Origin of the sequence: Saccharothrix tamanrassetensis (genome assembly GCF_014203665.1) — a bacterium.
Taxonomy (GTDB): domain Bacteria; phylum Actinomycetota; class Actinomycetes; order Mycobacteriales; family Pseudonocardiaceae; genus Actinosynnema; species Actinosynnema tamanrassetense.
In genome coordinates this window covers 21,665-38,866 of record NZ_JACHJN010000007.1, presented here as the reverse complement: position 1 = coordinate 38,866, position 17,202 = coordinate 21,665, and the positions used below count along the sequence as shown (strand labels likewise).

Annotated in this window: 16 protein-coding genes and 2 pseudogenes; 8 read left to right on the top strand and 10 right to left on the bottom strand. The window is 73.1% G+C overall.

Annotated elements, in window-relative coordinates; translation table 11 throughout:
* Positions 1–113: 113 nt before the first annotated feature.
* Positions 114–635: a hypothetical protein gene (locus FHS29_RS22305; protein ID WP_184693472.1), complete on the top strand. Its 522-nt coding sequence runs from the start codon at positions 114–116 to the stop codon at positions 633–635.
* Between the two features lie 129 nt (positions 636–764).
* Positions 765–1,385, top strand: coding sequence for a class I SAM-dependent methyltransferase (locus FHS29_RS22300; RefSeq protein WP_184693470.1), 621 nt, complete (start codon positions 765–767; stop codon positions 1,383–1,385).
* 90 nt (positions 1,386–1,475) lie between these two features.
* Here FHS29_RS22300 and FHS29_RS22295 read toward each other — a convergent pair whose 3' ends face one another.
* A complete protein-coding gene (locus tag FHS29_RS22295; RefSeq protein ID WP_312865043.1) occupies positions 1,476–2,048 on the bottom strand; it encodes a helix-turn-helix domain-containing protein in 573 nt (190 codons plus the stop codon).
* Between the two features lie 76 nt (positions 2,049–2,124).
* Between FHS29_RS22295 and FHS29_RS22290 the strand changes: the two genes are divergently transcribed.
* Positions 2,125–2,532 carry a hypothetical protein gene (locus tag FHS29_RS22290; RefSeq protein WP_184693468.1) on the top strand — a complete coding sequence of 136 codons (408 nt, stop codon included), beginning with the start codon at positions 2,125–2,127 and terminating at the stop codon, positions 2,530–2,532.
* A 43-nt stretch (positions 2,533–2,575) separates the two neighbouring features.
* On the opposite strand, the gene FHS29_RS22285 is transcribed toward FHS29_RS22290, so the two are convergent.
* Positions 2,576–3,421 (bottom strand): NAD(P)H-binding protein, encoded by an 846-nt coding sequence (locus FHS29_RS22285; RefSeq protein ID WP_184693466.1) that lies wholly within the window; start codon positions 3,419–3,421, stop codon positions 2,576–2,578.
* An 82-nt stretch (positions 3,422–3,503) separates the two neighbouring features.
* Between FHS29_RS22285 and FHS29_RS22280 the strand changes: the two genes are divergently transcribed.
* Complete coding sequence (locus FHS29_RS22280; RefSeq protein ID WP_184693464.1) at positions 3,504–4,391, top strand: AraC family transcriptional regulator; 888 nt, start codon at positions 3,504–3,506, stop codon at positions 4,389–4,391.
* Here FHS29_RS22280 and FHS29_RS22275 read toward each other — a convergent pair.
* From FHS29_RS22275 to FHS29_RS22255, 5 genes are all read right to left on the bottom strand, one after another.
* On the bottom strand, positions 4,365–5,168 hold the full coding sequence (locus FHS29_RS22275; RefSeq protein WP_184693462.1) for an ion transporter: 804 nt from the start codon (positions 5,166–5,168) through the stop codon (positions 4,365–4,367). The two genes, FHS29_RS22280 and FHS29_RS22275, sit on opposite strands and share 27 nt — an antisense overlap.
* A gap of 120 nt (positions 5,169–5,288) precedes the next feature.
* Positions 5,289–6,542 (bottom strand): cytochrome P450, encoded by a 1,254-nt coding sequence (locus FHS29_RS22270; RefSeq protein WP_184693460.1) that lies wholly within the window; start codon positions 6,540–6,542, stop codon positions 5,289–5,291.
* Positions 6,543–6,639: 97 nt separating this feature from the next.
* A complete protein-coding gene (locus FHS29_RS22265) occupies positions 6,640–8,118 on the bottom strand; it encodes an AAA family ATPase (protein WP_184693458.1) in 1,479 nt (492 codons plus the stop codon).
* Positions 8,119–8,229: 111 nt separating this feature from the next.
* Positions 8,230–9,171: a non-homologous end-joining DNA ligase gene (gene ligD / locus FHS29_RS22260; RefSeq protein ID WP_184693456.1), complete on the bottom strand. Its 942-nt coding sequence runs from the start codon at positions 9,169–9,171 to the stop codon at positions 8,230–8,232.
* A 117-nt stretch (positions 9,172–9,288) separates the two neighbouring features.
* A complete protein-coding gene (locus FHS29_RS22255) occupies positions 9,289–10,437 on the bottom strand; it encodes an MFS transporter (RefSeq protein ID WP_184693454.1) in 1,149 nt (382 codons plus the stop codon).
* A gap of 346 nt (positions 10,438–10,783) precedes the next feature.
* Between FHS29_RS22255 and FHS29_RS22250 the strand changes: the two are divergent.
* A pseudogene (locus FHS29_RS22250) lies at positions 10,784–12,780 on the top strand (neutral/alkaline ceramidase).
* A gap of 46 nt (positions 12,781–12,826) precedes the next feature.
* Here FHS29_RS22250 and FHS29_RS22245 read toward each other — a convergent pair.
* Both FHS29_RS22245 and FHS29_RS38500 read right to left on the bottom strand, forming a co-directional pair.
* Positions 12,827–13,339, bottom strand: coding sequence for a carbon-nitrogen hydrolase family protein (locus FHS29_RS22245; protein ID WP_221456482.1), 513 nt, complete (start codon positions 13,337–13,339; stop codon positions 12,827–12,829).
* Positions 13,340–13,391: 52 nt separating this feature from the next.
* Positions 13,392–13,535: pseudogene (locus tag FHS29_RS38500) on the bottom strand (nitrilase-related carbon-nitrogen hydrolase); the annotation flags it as partial.
* Between the two features lie 36 nt (positions 13,536–13,571).
* Between FHS29_RS38500 and FHS29_RS22240 the strand changes: the two are divergent.
* Both FHS29_RS22240 and FHS29_RS22235 read left to right on the top strand, forming a co-directional pair.
* On the top strand, positions 13,572–13,715 hold the full coding sequence (locus FHS29_RS22240) for a hypothetical protein (protein WP_184693452.1): 144 nt from the start codon (positions 13,572–13,574) through the stop codon (positions 13,713–13,715).
* A gap of 55 nt (positions 13,716–13,770) precedes the next feature.
* Positions 13,771–14,964: an esterase-like activity of phytase family protein gene (locus FHS29_RS22235; RefSeq protein WP_184693450.1), complete on the top strand. Its 1,194-nt coding sequence runs from the start codon at positions 13,771–13,773 to the stop codon at positions 14,962–14,964.
* On the opposite strand, the gene FHS29_RS22230 is transcribed toward FHS29_RS22235, so the two are convergent.
* Positions 14,909–16,228, bottom strand: coding sequence for an AlkA N-terminal domain-containing protein (locus tag FHS29_RS22230; protein ID WP_184693448.1), 1,320 nt, complete (start codon positions 16,226–16,228; stop codon positions 14,909–14,911). The genes FHS29_RS22235 and FHS29_RS22230 overlap by 56 nt on opposite strands.
* A 134-nt stretch (positions 16,229–16,362) precedes the next feature.
* Here FHS29_RS22230 and FHS29_RS22225 point away from each other — a divergent pair, with 134 nt between their 5' ends.
* A complete protein-coding gene (locus FHS29_RS22225; RefSeq protein ID WP_184693446.1) occupies positions 16,363–17,148 on the top strand; it encodes an isocitrate lyase/PEP mutase family protein in 786 nt (261 codons plus the stop codon).
* Positions 17,149–17,202: the final 54 nt, after the last annotated feature.

Below are 17,202 nucleotides of genomic sequence, written 5' to 3'. Positions count from 1 at the left end.
CCGGACTCGTCATCCGCTGATCACTCGGGTGGTCGTGCGCTGGACTACGGTCGGTTTGGGCCCGCCGCTGATCGGGAAACGCAGTGGTGTCACCGATCGGGAGGAGCGCTGTCGTGGGTGCCGGAGGTGTCTTCGCTGCTGCCGCGCTGGCGGGCGCGGTGGCGGTGGGTGCCGGCGAGCTCGGGCAGCCCGACGACGGTGCGTGGAAAGGCCTGGGGCTGCGGGTCGTGGACCGGGTCACCCGTGACGACCGGGACTGCGTGGCGAACTCGTTCGGGCAGGTGCGCGACCTGTTGGCCGCCGCGCCGTGCACGTCGCTGAGCCGGATGCTGTTCACCCTGACCGACGACAAGGGCTCGGTCGTGGCGGTGTCCGTGGCCTGGGTCGAGTTCGGCGCGCGGGACGTCGCCACGGAGTTCAAGCGGGTCGAGGACATCCACGGCACCGGGGACATCACGCCGTTGTCCGCCTCGCTGCTGCTGATGGACGACATCACGTTCACCGCCCACCACTACGACTCGGAGCTGCTCGACCGGACGGTCGTGGTCGCCGAGGCGGAGAACGTGGAGGGCGCGGCGACCCCGGAGTTCCTGCACCGGGTCACCGAGGTCGCGGTCCTCACGCCGCGTCCCTGAAGGCGGTCGGTGCCCGACCCGTCGACCGTCGCGCGGACGTGGTCCGCCTCCCGGTGGCCGGCACTCTCGAGGTTGCCGGAACGGCAAGAAAACTCGCCCGGCTCGATGGGCCTGGTGCATGGTCGGGACATGACGACGGCTGAGCAGTTCTGGGAGGGCTTCTACCTGGAGCGAGACCAGGTATGGAGCGGGCGGCCCAATCCGTTGCTGGTGCGTGAGGCTTCGACGCTCACCCCGGGCACGGCGTTGGACCTGGGGTGCGCGGAAGGCGGCGACGCCGTGTGGCTCGCGCAGCGCGGCTGGCGGGTGGTCGGCACGGACGTGTCCGCCACGGCGCTGCGACGGGCGGCGGCGCACGCGGCGGACGCCGGGGTCGCGGACCTGATCAGGTGGGAGCGGCACGACCTCGCGCAGTCGTTCCCCGGGGGGACGTTCGACCTGGTGTCGGCGCAGTTCCTGCACTCCCCGGTCGCGTTGGACGGGGAACGGGAGGCGGTGCTGCGGCGTGCCGTCGGGTCGGTGGCGGCCGGTGGGGTGCTGCTGATCGTCGGGCACGCGGGGTGGCCGACGTGGATGACCGAGCCGCCGGCCGAGGTCCACTTCCCCACCACGGAGGAGGTGCTGTCGTCGCTGCGGCTGGACGACCGCTGGGAAGTCGAGGTGCAGGAACTGGTGGATCGGGAGCTGACCGGTCCCGAGGGGCAGACCGGTCGCCGGATCGACAACGTGCTGCGGATCCGACGCCGGTAGCCCCTCACCGCCCTGACCGGCCGCCGCACCGGATGCCCGGTGCGGCGGCTCTTCGCGGCGGTGGTCGCCCGGTGCGGGTCGGTGCGGCGGCTACTTGGTGCGGGCCCGGATGTGGGCGCGTTCGCCCTGCTGACCGAACAGCGACAGCAGCTCGACCGGCTTGCGGTCCGCCGCGTCGAACCAGTGCGGGATGTGGGTGTCGAACTCGGCGGCCTCGCCCGGCTTGAGGACGAGGTCCTGCTCTCCCAGCCGCAACCGCAGCCTGCCGTCCAGCACGTAGAGCCATTCGTAGCCCTCGTGGACGCGCAGCTCCGGGCTCACCGCCGGGTCCGCGCCGGGGATGATCATCTTGTACGCTTGGAGCCCGCCCGCGCGCCGGGTCAGCGGGATGATCGTGCGGCCGTTGCGCCGGACGGGCCGCAGGTGGACGCGCGGGTCGCCGGTGTCGGGCGCGCCGACGAGTTCGTCCAGCGGCACGCCGTGCGCTCGGGCGAGGGGCAGCAGGAGTTCCAGGTTCGCCCGGCGTCGGCCGCTCTCCAGCCGGGACAGCGTGCTCTCCGAGATACCGGTGGCGGCGGCCAAGTCGGCCAGCGTCACCCCGCGTTGCCGCCGGATGGCCCGCAACCGGGGCCCGACCGCCTTGAGCACGTCGTCCAAGTCCACCCGCTCAGCTTGCCGAAGCGGCAAGCACCCTTGCAAGTCGGCTGCTGACCGGGCGGCGCCCGACTAGGGTTCCTGCGTGAGCACAGCACAACTCGTCCTCATCCCCTTCTACCGGATGATCAGGTTGCGGGACGTGGACAACGACGCCGATGTGGGCGGTGCGGAGGCGATCGGGGCGGCCAACCGCGACGGGTACGCCTCCACGGGCTACGAACTGTTCGTCACCTGCGCCCAGGACCTCGAACCGGTCACGCTGACCGTCACGATCACCACCACTCCGGTCGAGCCGGCCATGTTCGAACTGGAGTGCCCCTCCGGGCACCTGGTGTTCGGCGCACCGACCGGCCAGCACGGCGACCTGCTCGCGCCCGGCGGCCCCGGTGTCTACACCGGACACCTGGTCAGCACGCCCGACGAGTGCCGGATCACGTTGTGGCGCACCGGTGACGTCGAGGACGACTACTGGGGCGAGGACGACCTGTAGTCACGGCCGGGCGACGGACAACGGTCCCGAACGCGGCACGCGGTCACTCTCCTCCGGGCTCCGGCCACGTGGCGGCCGACGCGAAGGCGGCGAAGTCGCGGGCAGGACGACCCAGCGCCCGGTGGACGCCGTCGGAGATGTGGCTGTCCAGGTCGTCGCGGATCGGGGCGATCACGGTGTCGTAGTCGCGGGCGTCGGCGGGCGACCAGCCGGACGCGACGAGTTCGGCGATGAACTCCTCGGGAGTCAGGGCCACGTAACGGATCCGGCGGCCGGTCGCGGCGGTGATCCCGGCGGCGACTTCGGCCATGGTCAGGGCTCGGGGGCCGGACAGCTCGTAGGTCTGCCCGGCGTGGCCCGGTCCGGTGAGGGCGGCGGCGGCCACGTCGGCGATGTCGTCGGCGTCCACGTAGCTCACCGCGCCGTCGCCCGCCGGGAGCCGCAGTTCGCCCGCCCGCACCGCGTCCCGGAAGAAGCCCTCGGAGAAGTTCTGGGCGAACCAGCCCGGCCGCAGGATCGTCCAGTCGACGTCCAGCGCCCGCACGGCCGCCTCGCCCGCGATGTGGGTGGCGCCCAGGGGGCTGCCCGGTGGCACGTAGCCGGGCACGTCCACGCCGCGTCCGGACAGCAGCACGACGCGTTCGACACCCAGTTCGCGTGCCCGTGCCACGAACGGCCCGGTGAACAGGTGGCCGTCCAACGCCACGACGAACACGGCCCGGGCGCCGTCGAGCACGGGCGCCCAGGTCGTGTCGTCGGTCCAGTCGAACCGGACGGGTCCGCTCCGGGTCGGCACGCGTACCGGTGCCCGGAGCGCGTGCAGGCGGGAGACGACGCGGCGGCCGACCTTGCCGGTGCCGCCGAGGACGAGAATCGGGTTATGGGTCACAGGGACCAGTCAAGGCGATGAAGGTGAGACGGTCGATGGCCTGACCGCTCGATCCGATGTCTGTGCGTCTAACCTGACCGGTGTGGACGTTCTGGCCGATCTGCTCGACGGTGTCCGGGCACGGGGCGCGGTGTTCAGCCGGGCGGCTCTCCGCTCCCCGTGGTCGCTCCGGTTCGCCGCACGGGCTCCGCTGACGGTCGGCGCGGTGCTGCGTGGCGAGGCGTGGATCACCCCGCACGGTGGCACGCCGACGCCGGTCCGCGCGGGTGACCTCGCGGTGGTCCGGGGACGGCAGCCGTTCACCCTGGCCGACGGTCCGCGACCGGCCTCGTTGACCAGGGTGGTCGGCCGCGACGCGTATTGCGGGTGGAACGCGGACGACGGCCCGGCGGTGCTGGTCAGCGGCGCGTTCGAGGGGGCGGTGGGGGAACGGCTGCTGAAAGCGCTGCCCGAGGTGCTGGTGGTGTCGGACGCGGACTGCCCCACCCCGCTGCTGGACGCGGTGGCGGCCGAGGTCGCCGCGGACCGGCCGGGCGGTCGGGTGGTGCTCGACCGGTTGCTCGACCTGGTCCTGGTGTCCGCGCTGCGCGCCTGGTTCGACCGCACCGACGCGCCGACCTGGTACCGGGCCACCGCCGACCCGGTCGTGGGTCGGGCGCTGGAACTGCTGCACGAGAACCCGGCCCACCCGTGGACGGTGGCCGGGCTGGCGGCCCGGTGCGGCGTGTCACGGGCCGGGTTGGCCCGGCGGTTCACCGCGGAGACGGGGGAGCCGCCGATGACCTACCTGGCTGGCTGGCGGGTCGAGCTGGCCGCCGACCGGCTGGCCCGCACCGACCGGACGGTGGGCGCGATCGCCCGGGAAGTGGGCTACGCCAACACGTTCGCGCTCAGCGTGGCGTTCAAGCGCCTGCGGGGCGTCGCGCCGAGCGCGCACCGGGCGTCAGTTCGTGCTGCCGCGGTCGGCTGACCCGACGGGCCGGAGGCGGTCGGCGGACAGGGTGCGCACCTCGTCGCGCAGCGCCTGGAGTTCGGCCAGCACCAGCTGGTCCGACGACGGCCGGTCGGGCATCTCGGACTCCATCGCGCTGCACACCACCGCGATGAACAGGTTGAGCATGGTGAACGTGCCCACCAGCAGGTAGACCACGAAGAAGATCCAGGCCAGCGGCTGCGCCACCATCAGGTCCCGCATCACCTCCGACCAGCTGTCGCCGGTGGTGATCTGGAACAGGGTCAGGATGGTCGAGCCGAGGTCCTCGAACCGGGCGTCGCCGCTGGGCCGGAACAGGTTGATCGCCACCACGCCACCGACGTAGAGCAGCAGCATGAGCAGCCCGGACAGCGACAGCAGCCCGGGGATCGACTTCACCAGGGCGGTCACCACGCGGCGCATGCTGGGCACCATCGCGACCAGGCGCAGGGCGCGCAGGATGCGCAGCGACCGGACCACGGACAGCGGTCCGGCGGCGGGCAGCAGCGAGATGCCGACCACGACGAGGTCGAAGCAGTTCCACGGGTCGCGGAAGAAGCCCAGCCGGTGGGCGTAGAGCCGGGCGGCGAGCTCGACGACGAAGATCGTCAGCGCGACGTGGTCCAGCGCGTCGAGCAGGCCGCCGTACTCGGCGACCAGCGCGGGCGAGGTCTCGCAGCCCAGCGCGACCGCGTTGACCACGATCACGCCGATGATCAGCTGCTGGAAGCGCCTGCTGTCCACGATCGCGGCGATCCGCTCGCGCAGAAACATCTGTCGGTACTCCTTGCCGGCCTGGGACTCGCGGGGCCGGCTCGGATCGACAGGTCTCGACGTCCGCCCCCCGTGGACACGGTGCTCCATCGGCGTGCCCACGGGGAGACTTGAGCCGGTTCACCTGGCCGGGTGATCGTCCCCGGTGGTCGGCCGGAACGCGACTTCCAGCGTGGCCAGTCGGCGGTTCAGCGGCGACGTCGACACGCGGTCCGGCGCGTCGTACGCGGGCCTGATGTCGGGCAGGCGGTCCAGCAGCACGTTGAAGCACTCGTCGGTCTCCATCCGGGCCAGCGCCGCGCCCAGGCAGTAGAACGCCCCGAGCCCGAACGCGGTGTGCCGGTTGGGCTTGCGCGTGATGTCGAACGCGTCCGGGTCGGCGAACACCTCCGGATCCCGGTTGCCCGCGAGCATCGCGAGGTAGACCACCTGTCCGACCGGCAGCTGCCGTCCCGCCACCTCGGCCGGCTCCGCGGTGACCCGCACGACGACCCCCGCCGGGCCGTCCAGCCGCAGCATCTCCTCCACGGCGGTGGGCATCAGCTCACGCCGGGACTTGAGCAGCGCGAGCTGCTCCGGGTTGTCGAACAGCAGCACCAGGCCGTTGGCGATCAGGTTCGCCGTCGTCTCGTGCCCGGCGAACAGCAGCAGCACGCAGTTGGCGACGATCTCGTCCTCGTCGACCACGCCTTCCCGCTCGGCGGCCACGAACATGCTCAGCAGGTCCTCGCGCGGTTCGGCGCGCCGCTGCGCCACCAGGCCCCGCAGGTAATCCTGCATCTCCAGGACGCTGTCCCGGCTGCGCACCAGCCGTTCGAAGTCGGCGGGCGCGAACACCGCCGTGATGTCCCGCGACCACGCCTGGAGCTGCTCGCGCTCGCTGGTCGGCATCCCGAGCATCTCGGCGATCACGTTGGCGGGCAACGGGTACGCCAGGTCCTTGACGACGTCCATGCGCCCCCGGCCGGCCACCGCGTCCAGCAGTTCGTGGGTCAGCTGCCGGACGCGCGGTCGCAGCGTGTCCACCGTGGCGGGCGTGAAGTAGCGCTTGAGCAGCTGCTGGAACCGCACGTGGTCGTCGTCGTCGGTGTGGCCCATCCACAGCCTGATGGACTTGAGGAGGGGCGCCAGCTCGTCCCGTTCGGCCTGGCTCAGCCGGTCCAGGCCCTGGCCGAGGTTGGCGGTGGTCAGTCGGCGGTCCTTGAGCGCCGCGACGATGTCCGCGTGCCGGGTGAGCAGGTGGCCGTCGAGCGGTGGCACCCAGGTCAGCGGGCTCTCGGCGCGCAGGCGGTGCAGCAGCGGGTGCGGGTCGGCGGCGACCTCCGGTGAGAACAGCTCGTGGGAGGGCACCGCGGCGAGGGCTGGATCGCTCATGACACGAAGTCTGTCCGAACATTGTTCACGTTGCCGTGGGCCGGATGAGGTAATCCGGGTGCGACCGGACCGGCGGGCGCACCCGGCCCCGCTCGGGCTACCGCACCTCCTTGGCCACCGCGATCCGGTCGGCCAGACCCGGCTGGGCCACCGCGCCGTGCGGCGGCTGACCCGCCGGGCCGGGCTTGCCGCCCAGCAGCACGCTGGTCAGCGACCGGCGTTCGTCGGTCATCTCCCGGGCCAGCGCGGCCAGTTCGTCCCCGATCACCGGCACGGCGGTGTCGTCGGCACGCACCGCGTCCAACACGGCCCGGCGCAGCAGCTCCTTGATGAACGACGCCGTCACGCCTTCCGTCGCCGCGACCACGGGGTCGAGGTCGGCGCGCAGGTCCACGCCCCGGCCGTACAGCTCCAGCAGCCGCCGCCGGCCCTCGGCGTCCGGGCGCGGCACCTCCACCGCCAGGTCGACCCGGCCGGGCCGGTCGGCGAGTGCGCGTTCCAGGTCGTCGGCGCGGTTGGTGGTGAGCACGAACGTCACGTCCGCGTCCGCGCCGACCCCGTCCATCGCCTCCAGCAACGCGAACAGCAGCGGGTTCGCGCCGCCGGGGGAGTAGCCCCGGTCCATCGCGACCAGGTCCACGTCCTCGACCACCAGCATGGACGGCTGGAGCCGCCGGGCCAGTGCCGCTGCCTGGCTGATCAGCCGCATCGCCGGACCGGTCAGCAGGATCACCGTGCACTCGGTCATCCGGCTCATCAGGTACCGCACGGTGTGTGTTTTGCCGGTGCCCGGCGGGCCGTGCAGCAGCAGGCCGCGCTTGAGGTGCTGGCCCGCCGCGAGCAGCCGCTCGGAGTGCTCGGCGACGCCCACCACGTGCCGCTCGATCGAGTCGAGCAGCCCGTCGGGCAGCACCACGGCGCTCGCGTCGAGCACCGGCCGGGGCTGGAAGCTGACCAGCTCGTTGCCCCGGTGCTCGCTGATGCCGAACGACAGCACCTGGCGGCGGAACACGTCGTGCCGCCGCATCAGCCGTTCGACCTCGCCGCCCACCGCGCGGGCGGTGGCCCGGTCCGTCGCGAGCACCTCCAGCCGGCACGTGGGCTGCCCGTACTCCGCGGCCGCGCCGCGCACCCCGACCACGACCGGCGTGCCGTCCGGCGCGCGGGTGGCGACCAGGCCGAGCTGGACGACCTCGGCGCTCTCGTCCGGCCCGACCGCGGTCGTGGTGTAGTCGGCCGCGCCCAGGTCGTACATCTGCTGCTGCCGCGCCGAGACCAGCATGGACAGCATGTCCTCGTGGCCCCGGTGCGAGCCGCTGATGCCGAACCACTCCGCGTCCGGCGTGTGCTCGGCGAGGTAGGCGTCCACCCCGCGTTGCAGGTTGACGTGCTCCCACGGCTCGAACCTGGTCACCACGGACAGCACGGTGCCGAGCTCGCCGCCGAGGTGGCCGGTGACCTTGGCGATCAGCGGCGCGGACCGCCCGTCCTCGTCGACCACGGTGGCGGTCAGCCGGATCAGGTGGCGCAGGCTCGCGGCCAGTGCACGGGCCTCGTCACCGGTGAATTCCCCCATGTGTCACCCCCTGGACCCATCATGGCGCACCCGGCCGCCCTTGCCGACCGCCGCAACCCGGTCAGCGGACGGCGGGTGGAGGACAGCGGGGTAGGGCAGTGGGTGGCCGGGTCAGTCGTCGGGCAGTTCCGCGCCGTCCCGGTCGGCCCACTCCAGCAGCGGTTCCAGGGAGAACACCGCGTCGTCGATGCCGGCGTGCAGGTCACCGAGTTCGGCGTACCGCGCGGGCACGGTGGCGATGGTGAAGTCGCGCGGGTCCAGTGCGTCGATCTCGTCCCACCTCACGGGCGTCGACACGGTCGCCTCCGGCACCCCGCGCACCGAGTAGGCGCCGGCGATGGTGTGGTCGCGCGCGTTCTGGTTGTAGTCCACGAAAAGACTGCGCGGGTCGCGGTCCCGGCGCCACCACTCGGTGGTCACGTCGTCCGGTGCGCGCCGCTCCACCTCCCGGGCGAACGCCAGTGCGGCCCGCCGCACGTCGGTGAACCCCCACTCGGGCTTGATCCGCACGTAGACGTGCAGCCCTCGCCCGCCGGACGTCTTGGGGAAGCCGACCGCGCCCAGGTCGTCCAGCACCTCCCGCACGACCCCCGCCACCCGCTGCACCCGGGAGAACGGGCAGTCCGGCATCGGGTCCAGGTCGATCCGCCACTCGTCGGGCTTCTCCGTGTCCGCCCGCCGCGAGTTCCACGGGTGGAACTCCACGGTCGACATCTGCACCGCCCAGACCACGTCCGCCAGGTCGGTCACGCACAGCTCGTCGGCGTGCCGCCCGTACCGGGGGAAGTGCACGCGGACGGTCCGCACCCACGGCGGAGCCCCGGCCGGCAGGCGTTTCTGGTGCACCTTCTCGCCGCCGACCCCGGACGGGAAGCGGTGCATCATGCACGGCCGTTCGCGCAGCGCCCGCACGATGCCGTCGCCGACGGACAGGTAGTACCGGGCGAGGTCGAGCTTGGTCTCGCCGCGCGCCGGGAAGTAGACGCGATCCGGGTTGGAGATCCGCACGGTGCGATCCCCGACCTCCAGTTCCACCGCAGGCGACTGACCCATGCCGGGAAACCTAACCCGCGCGGCCCGGTTCCGCCGCCGTCGGCGCACCGGCGGCCACCACCGGCGCGCCGACTCCGCACGGCACCGACCCGGTGGCGGTGACCGCCCCGGTGCCGCTCAGGCAGGTTGCCGAGGGTCTTTCACCGGTGCCGGCGCACCGGCGGCCACCAGCAGCGCGCACACCGTGAGCAGCGCGCCGACCAGTGGCACGAACCGGACGGAGACACCGCCCGCCACCGCTCCGCCGAGCACACCCGCGCCCGCGATGCCGAGGTAGATCGCCGACGCGTTGAGCGCCAGCAGCACCCCGGCCCGCTCCGGGCGCACCTCGACCAGCAGGGCCATCAGCGGTGGGTTGAACGTCCAGAACAGCACGCCCCACGCGGCCATCGCCGCCACCGCACCGACGGGGGACGCCAGGGCGGCCACCAGCAGCGCCAGCACGGCCGCGCAGCCGCCCAACGCCACCAACAGCGGTCCGCGCGGCCCGTACCGGTCGGCCGCGCAGCCCCCGAGCAGGTTCCCGACCACCGCCCCCACCCCGTAGGCCAGCAGCAGCCACGGCGCGGAACCGGCCGCCAACAGCGGATCCAGGTAGCCGTACACGCTGAACGTCGCCAGGCACGCCAGCAGCGACACGGCCAGCAGCCACCGCACCGGCGGATCGGCCAACGCCTCCACCCGCTGCCGCAGCCCGGCCGCCGGACCCGGTTCCACGACCGGGATCGCGACCCTGACCACCACCGCGGCGACCACGCACAGCGCGGCGGTCAGCACGAACGCCGCGCGGTACCCGCCCCACTCCGCGACGGCCCGCCCGGCGGGGACGCCGAGCATGGTGGCGGCGGTCAAGCCCCCGGTGACGACGGCCATCGCCCGCGCCCGCGTGCCCGGCGGGTGCAGGGAGGCGGCGACGGCCGTCGCCGCGGGAGTGGTCAACGCCGCGCCGCACGCCGTGACCACCCGCGTGGCGAGCAGCAGTCCGAAGTCGGACGCGCCCGCCGAGCCGAGGTTCCCCAGCGCGGTGACCAGCAGGGCGGCCACCAGCAGCAGCCTGCGCTCCACCCCGGCGGTCGCCACCGCCAGCAGCGGCGAGCCCACCGCGTAGGCCAGCGCGAACACCGTGATCACCTGTCCCGCCACCGCGATCGACACGTCGAACCGCGCGGCGATCCCACCCAGCACCGCCGCCACGACGTACCCGCTCGTGCCCGCCGCGACCGTGCCCGTCGCGAGGGCGTAGGTCCGCGCCGTCACAGCCGGCATCACGACACCGGTCGCGGTACCGGCCTCGTGCACGGCGGCCGAGTCGGGCTCGGTGACCGGTTCGCGGGTTGCCGGCCGACCGCCGACTGCCGGCCCGTGCGCTGCTGCTGGATCATGCGCGGCACCTTCCTGGGAGGCCGCACACGTCGTCGTGCGGGCGTCGGGCGCTGGTTCGGCGTGCGCACCCACGATGTACCCCCGTCCGGGCCGGGACATCGGTCAGGTGACGGACAAAAACCTGTACGCCGCGCCGACGTCCGCGCCGGCGGCACACCTCTTGCCCCTGTGGTCGCGATCACCTACCGTCTGACAAAAGTGAATCGGATTCGCGTATCTGGGGGCGTTCATGCGGTCGACGTGGGTGCTGACCTGTCTGGCGGGCCTCTTGGTGCTCTCCGGCCTGCCGGTCGCGACCGCCGCGCCCGAGCCGTACCTGGTGGGCCGCGGCATCTCCGACGTCACCGGCCCCGCCGCCGAGAACGGCATGATGGGCTACTCCAAGTTCGACCAGAAGACCGCCGGCATCCACCAGCGGCAGCGGTCCCGCGCGTACGTCGTGGTCGACCGCTCGACCGGCAAGCGGGTCGCCTACGTCAACGCCGACCTGGCGATGATCTTCCGCGCCGTGCAGGAAGCCGTGCTGGACAAGCTGCGCACCCGCTACGGCGCGCTGTACACCCGCGAGAACGTCCTGCTGTCCGCCACCCACACGCACGCGGGCCCCGGCGGCTACTCGCACAACCTCGCTTACAACCTGTCCATCCTCGGGATGCAGCAGCAGACGCTGGACGCGGTCACCGACGGCATCACCGAGTCGATCGTCGAGGCGCACGACGACCTCGCGCCGGGATCGCTGTCCCTGGGCCGGGGTGAGCTGACCGACGCCAGCGTCAACCGGTCGCGGGTGGCGTTCGAGCGCAACCCGGACAAGGGCCACTTCCCGCAGGCGATCGACCCGGCGATGACCGTGCTGAAGTTCAAGCAGGGCAGCCGGGACGTCGGCGCCATCGGTGGTTCGCCACCCACAACACGTCCATGACCAACGCGAACACCCTGATCAGCCCGGACAACAAGGGGTACGCGTCCTACCAGTGGGAGCACGACGACGCGGGCGTGCGCTACCTGGACGACCGGCCCGGCTTCGTCGCGGCGTTCCCCAACACCAATGCGGGCGACATGTCACCCAACCTGAACCTGCGCCCCGGCTCCGGCCCCACCGAGGACGAGGTGGAGAACACCCGGATCATCGGCGAACGGCAGAACCGCAAGGCACAGCAGGTGTTCGCGGGTCCGCAGATCCCGGTGACCGGCGCGGTGGACTACCGGATGCGGTTCGTGGACATGGGTTCGGTCGCCGTCGACGGTCGCCACACCCCGGACGGACGTCCCGGCACCACCTGCCCGGGGGTGGTCGGCGCGTCCACCATCGCGGGCAGCGTGGAGGACGGCCCGGCCCTCCCCGGCTTCCGGGAAGGGATGCGGAGCCCGCTCAAGACCCTGCTCGAACCGCTGGACGTCGAAGTGCCGCAGTGGCTGCGCGACTGCCAGGACCCCAAGGCGTCGCTGGTGCCGACCGGCCTGGTCCAGGCGACCCCGGACGTGTTGCCGTTGCAGATCGTCAAGCTCGGCCGGCTGCACCTGGTCGCGGTACCCGGCGAGGTCACGATCGTGGCCGGCCTGCGCATCCGCCGCTCGGTGGCGGCGGAACTGGGCGTGTCGCCGGACGACGTGCTGATCCAGGGCTACGCCAACGACTACAGCCAGTACGTCACCACGCCGGAGGAGTACGACGCCCAGCAGTACGAGGGCGGCTCCACCCTGTTCGGCCGCAACACCACGCCCGCGTACCAGCAGGAGTTCGGCAGGCTCGCCGCGTCGCTGCGCGCCGGCACCCCGTCGGACGCCGGCCCGACGCCGGGCAGGCCCCCGTTCACCGACCTGAACCTCCAGACCGGCGTCGTGTTCGACGACAAGGCCCTGTGGCACGGCTTCGGCCAGGTCCTCACCCAGCCGGCTGCCGCGTACCGGCGCGGGGAGACCGCGACGGCCGTGTTCGTGACCGGGCACCCGAAGAACGACCTGCACCGCAACGGGACGTTCCTGGAGGTGCAGCGACTGGTCGACGGCACCTGGAGCCGCCACGCCGACGACGGCGACTGGTCCACCCGCTACCGCTGGCAGCGCCGGGGCGTCGCCGGCTCCGAGGCCACCGTCACCTGGACCGTCCCCGCCGACACGCCTCCCGGCACGTACCGGATCGTGCACCACGGCGACTGGAAGAGCGGCTGGACCGGCGCGATCAGCCCGTTCACCGGCACCAGCCGCACCTTCACCGTCGGCTAGCGGTCGCGTCCGGCGGCCGGTCGGGGCGGGTCGTCGTGCCGGTGGGTCACCTCGGGAACACGCCCAACGTGGCCCGTGCCACCGCACCGACCTCGGGTCCGGCGCAGGCCGCGATCTCCCCGTCGGGCGTCCACACCGCCGACCGCCCGGCCGCCTCGGTGAACCCCTCGCCGGTCGAGCCCGCGAAGCTCGCCACCGCCACCCACACGCGGTGCCCGATCGCGATGCGGCGGGCGCGTTCGTGCTGGAGGTCGGACTCGTCGCGGGGCTTGAGCGTCGCGGCGAGGTAGGCGTCGATCCCCAGGGCGGCGGTGTCCGCGGCGTGCCGCGGCACGCCGGTGTCCTTGCAGACGGCCAGACCGAACCGCCACCCGTCGACCTCCAGCACCGCCGGCTCGTCGCCGGCCCGGAACCACCCGGGCTCCGGGCCGCCCAGCCACATCTTCCGGTAGGCCACTCCCACACCCGACCCGTCCACCGCGAGCAGGGCGATGTGCGGACCGTCGACCGGCGCGCCCACCAGCGCCGTGCTCCCGGAGGCGGCGCACGCGTCGACCAACGGCGCGAGCCGGGGATCGGCGGGGCGAGCCGGGGATCGGCGGGGCGACCGGCGCGGCGTCGAAGTGGTACCCGGTGATCGACAGCTCGGGGAACAGGACGACCCGCGCACCGGCCGCGCGGACCGCCTCCGCGTGGGCCAGTGCGTTGGCCGCGACGTCGTAGGGCGCGCACGGGGGCTGGGCGACGGCGATCACGATCGGCTGCACGCTCCCGGACCCTGGTGCGCGGATGTGACCAGCCTGTTTCGTCCGGACAACTCCGACCAGCCGCCCGAGCCGCTGATGGCGGTCCACCCGAGCGACGGCCTGTCACCGCCGACCACCCGCCGACCCTCCACCGGCGGCGTCCACCCCGCGTTCACCGAGCAGGCCTAGCGTTGCGTTCCGCCGCGCGTGCCGTGGGGCCGTGCCACGGGGAGATCGGAAAGCCATGAGGAGAAAGCTGGTCGTCGGACTGTCCGTGCTCGCATTGACCGCCGCGGCCGTGCCGGGCGAAGCCGCGCCGACCGACCGCCGGGGCGACTTCGGCCAGGCGACGCTGACCCGGTTCGCGGCGTTACCCGCCGAGACGTTCGTGCCCGCGAGCGAGCCGTCCGGCGCGGCGTTGGGCACGGCCCCGGTCAACGGGATCGTGCCGCCGTTCGCCGACCAGCCGGTGCAGGGCTTCAGCGCGGTGCTGCGCAACCACGACGGCACGTTCGAGGCGTTGTCCGACAACGGTTACGGCAGCAAGGCCAACAGCGCGGACTTCGCACTGCGCATCCACCGCATCGCCCCCGACTTCGCGACCGGCGGCGTGGACGTGCTGGGCGGGATCGGCCTGACCGACCCGAACCGCCACGTCCCGTTCCCGCTGACCCGCCCCGACCGCGTGCTGACCGGCGCGGACTTCGACGTGGAGTCGATGGTGCGGCTCGAGGACGGTTCGTACTGGGTCGGCGACGAGTTCGGCCCGTACCTGCTGCACTTCGACCGCGCCGGCCGCCTGCTGTCCGCACCGGTCCAGCTGCCCGGCGTGTTCGCGCCCGGCAACCCCGCCGGCGCGCCGAACCTGGGCGGCAGCAAGGGTTTCGAGGGCCTGGCGCTCTCACCAGACGGCCGCACCCTCAACGCCCTGCTGGAAGGCACGGTCACCGGGGACGAGCCGGGCACCCTGCGCCTGTACGAGTTCGACGTCGCCGCCGGCCGCTTCACCGACACCCGCTGGACCTACCGCCTGGACTCGACCGAGCACGCCATCGGCGAGGCCGTCGCGGTCGACCGCAACCGCCTGCTGGTGATCGAGCGCGACGCCGGCCAGGGCGACGACGCCGAGGTCAAGCAGATCCACCTGGCCGACAAGCGCGACCGCGACCGTGACGGCGAGTTGGACAAGACCCTGGTCGCCGACCTGCTGCGGCTGGCGAACCCGCGTGGCCTGGGCGGCTTCGGCGACCCGTTCCGCTTCCCGTTCCCGACCGTCGAGAGCGTGCTGGTCCTCGACGACCGGACGCTGGCCGTGCTGAACGACAACAACTTCCCGTTCTCGTCCAGCCGCACCCCGAACGAGCCGGACGACAACGAGTTCATCACCGTCCGGCTGACCGACCGCCTGCACGCCGACCCACGGGTCCTCGACCGCTAGCGATCAGGTGGGCGGCGGCGAGCGAGCGCCACGGCTGCCAGTCGCCCTCCGCCGGGCCGAGCGCCTCCAGGGCTCGGCGGAGGAGCGGGTCCTCGGCGGGGAACGCGTCCCGGTCGCCCGAACGCAACCCGATCCGCGCCGCCATGTCGGCCGAGATGCCGGGCACCACCGACAGGTCGTCCCCGCCGTCGAGCAGCACCTCCCCGGCCACCACCCGCGCGGCCAGTTCGCGCACCACCTCGGGCACGTCCCCGGTGGCCAACACCTCGGCGGCCGGGAACAGGTGCGTCAGCCCGAACCCCAACCCGGGCACCGGCTGCCCGTACCGCCGCACCAGTCCGCCCACGGCGTCCCCGGCGACCACCCCGACCGCCATCTCGAACGGTCCCCAGGCGCCGGGCACCCGCACCCCGGGTCGTGCGGCGACCAACGGCCCCAGCACCGGGTCGGCGCGGAACCGCTCGACGGCCGGCGCCACGTCGAGGTCGACGCCGACCATCCGCCCCGCGCGTTCCACGACGTGGATCACGCCTTCCCAGTACGGCAGGTGGGCGCGCAGCAGCAGGTGGTCGTCACCACCGGGCCGCACCTCCAGCACCCCGGCGTCGCCGTCCAGGCTGATCGTCCGCCGGTAGACCGAGTCCCGCACCGACTCGACGCCGGGCACCGCACGGGCACCGAGGAACGCCGCCATCGCGTCCCAGTCGTAGGGGGCCTGGAACGGCAGTCGGACGGTCAACCCGCCGTCGGCCGCCAGCCGGTCGGCGCGCCGCCGACGTTCCCGCAGCTCGGACGGCGCGGCCCGGAACACCTCGGTCATCGTCCGGTTGAACTGCCGCAGGCTGCCGAACCCCGAGGCGAACGCCACCTCGGCGACGGTCAGGTCGGAGTCGTCCAGCAGCCGCCGGGCGAAGTGCGCCCGGCGTGACCGGGCGAACCGGTCCGGCGTGGTGCCGAGGTGGTCGTGGAACAACCGCCGCAGGTGCCGTGAGGACAGCCCGAGCCGGGCCGCCAACCCGGCTTCGGTGCCGGTGTCCAACGCGCCCGCGATGACGAGCTGCACGGCCCGGCACACCATCTCCGGGGCGTCGACCGCGATCGGCCCGGCCACCCGGTAGGGCCGGCACCGCAGGCACGCCCGGAACCCGGCCGCCTCGGCGGCGGCGGGCAGCGCGAACGTGCGGACGTTCTCGGCCAACGGCTTGGCCCCACAGCCGGGCCGGCAGTAGATGCCGGTGGTCCGGACCGCCGAATACGTTGTCACGGCACAGGTCTAACCCACCGGGCAGATCACCGCCGGCCACATCCGGACATCCGGCGGTCTTGTCCGGATCCGGCCGGCCACCGGCCGCGCGTCCGCCCAGGATGAGTGCGCACCACCAACCAGAGGAGGAGCCCATGTCCCGACAGGACAAGGCCGAGGTCTTCCGCGACCTGCACACCGGCCCCGTCCTGGTGTTGCCGAACGCCTGGGACGCGGCGTCGGCACGACTGGTCGAACACGCGGGCGCGGCGGCCGTGGCCACCACCAGCGCGGGAATGTCCTGGAGCCTGGGCGTGCCGGACGGCGGCCGGCTGGACCGCGCCACCGCGATCGCGGCGCTCACCAGGATCACCCGAGCCGTCCAGGTCCCCGTCACGGCCGACATCGAAGGCGGCTACGGCGACGACCTGGCCGAAACCGTCCGCCAGGTGCTCGACGCGGGTGTGGTGGGCGTCAACATCGAGGACAGCGCCGACGCCCGGCTGCTGGACGTCGCCGACCACGCCGCGCGCCTGGTCACCATCCGCCGGGCGGCGGACGAAGCGGGCGTGGACCTGTTCGTCAACGTCCGGACCGACGTCTACTTCTTCGGTGACGGCACGGTCCCCAGCGCGCTGCGCCGGGCCGAGGCCTACCTGGCCGCCGGCGCGGACGGCATCTTCGTGCCGGGCGTGACCGATGCCGACACCGTCGAAGCCCTGGCGAAGGGCATCGACGCCCCGCTGAACGTGATGGCGACCCCGGACTCGCCCACCGTCGCGCAACTGGCGGAGCTGGGAGTGGCCAGGGTGAGCGTCGGCCAGGGCATCGCCGAGGCCGCCTACGCCCTGACCCGCGAAGCCGCCACCCGACTGCTCACCGAGGGCACCTACCTGGTGGGAGGTGTGGACTACGGCGAGATGAACGCGCTGCTCGGATAACCGGCCGGCAGCGGCACGACCGCCGGCCGGTGCCGCTCGCGTTGTCCCTCCGCG

Bases quoted from the DNA above. Each gene is read 5' to 3' on its own strand.
- FHS29_RS22300 (WP_184693470.1), top strand. From the start codon at position 765: ATGACGACGGCTGAGCAGTTCTGGGAGGGCTTCTACCTGGAGCGAGAC.
- FHS29_RS22275 (WP_184693462.1), bottom strand. From the start codon at position 5,168: ATGTTTCTGCGCGAGCGGATCGCCGCGATCGTGGACAGCAGGCGCTTC.
- FHS29_RS22270 (WP_184693460.1), bottom strand. From the start codon at position 6,542: ATGAGCGATCCAGCCCTCGCCGCGGTGCCCTCCCACGAGCTGTTCTCA.
- FHS29_RS22265 (WP_184693458.1), bottom strand. From the start codon at position 8,118: ATGGGGGAATTCACCGGTGACGAGGCCCGTGCACTGGCCGCGAGCCTG.
- ligD (WP_184693456.1), bottom strand. From the start codon at position 9,171: ATGGGTCAGTCGCCTGCGGTGGAACTGGAGGTCGGGGATCGCACCGTG.
- FHS29_RS22255 (WP_184693454.1), bottom strand. From the start codon at position 10,437: ATGCCGGCTGTGACGGCGCGGACCTACGCCCTCGCGACGGGCACGGTC.
- FHS29_RS22235 (WP_184693450.1), top strand. From the start codon at position 13,771: ATGAGGAGAAAGCTGGTCGTCGGACTGTCCGTGCTCGCATTGACCGCC.
- FHS29_RS22225 (WP_184693446.1), top strand. From the start codon at position 16,363: ATGTCCCGACAGGACAAGGCCGAGGTCTTCCGCGACCTGCACACCGGC.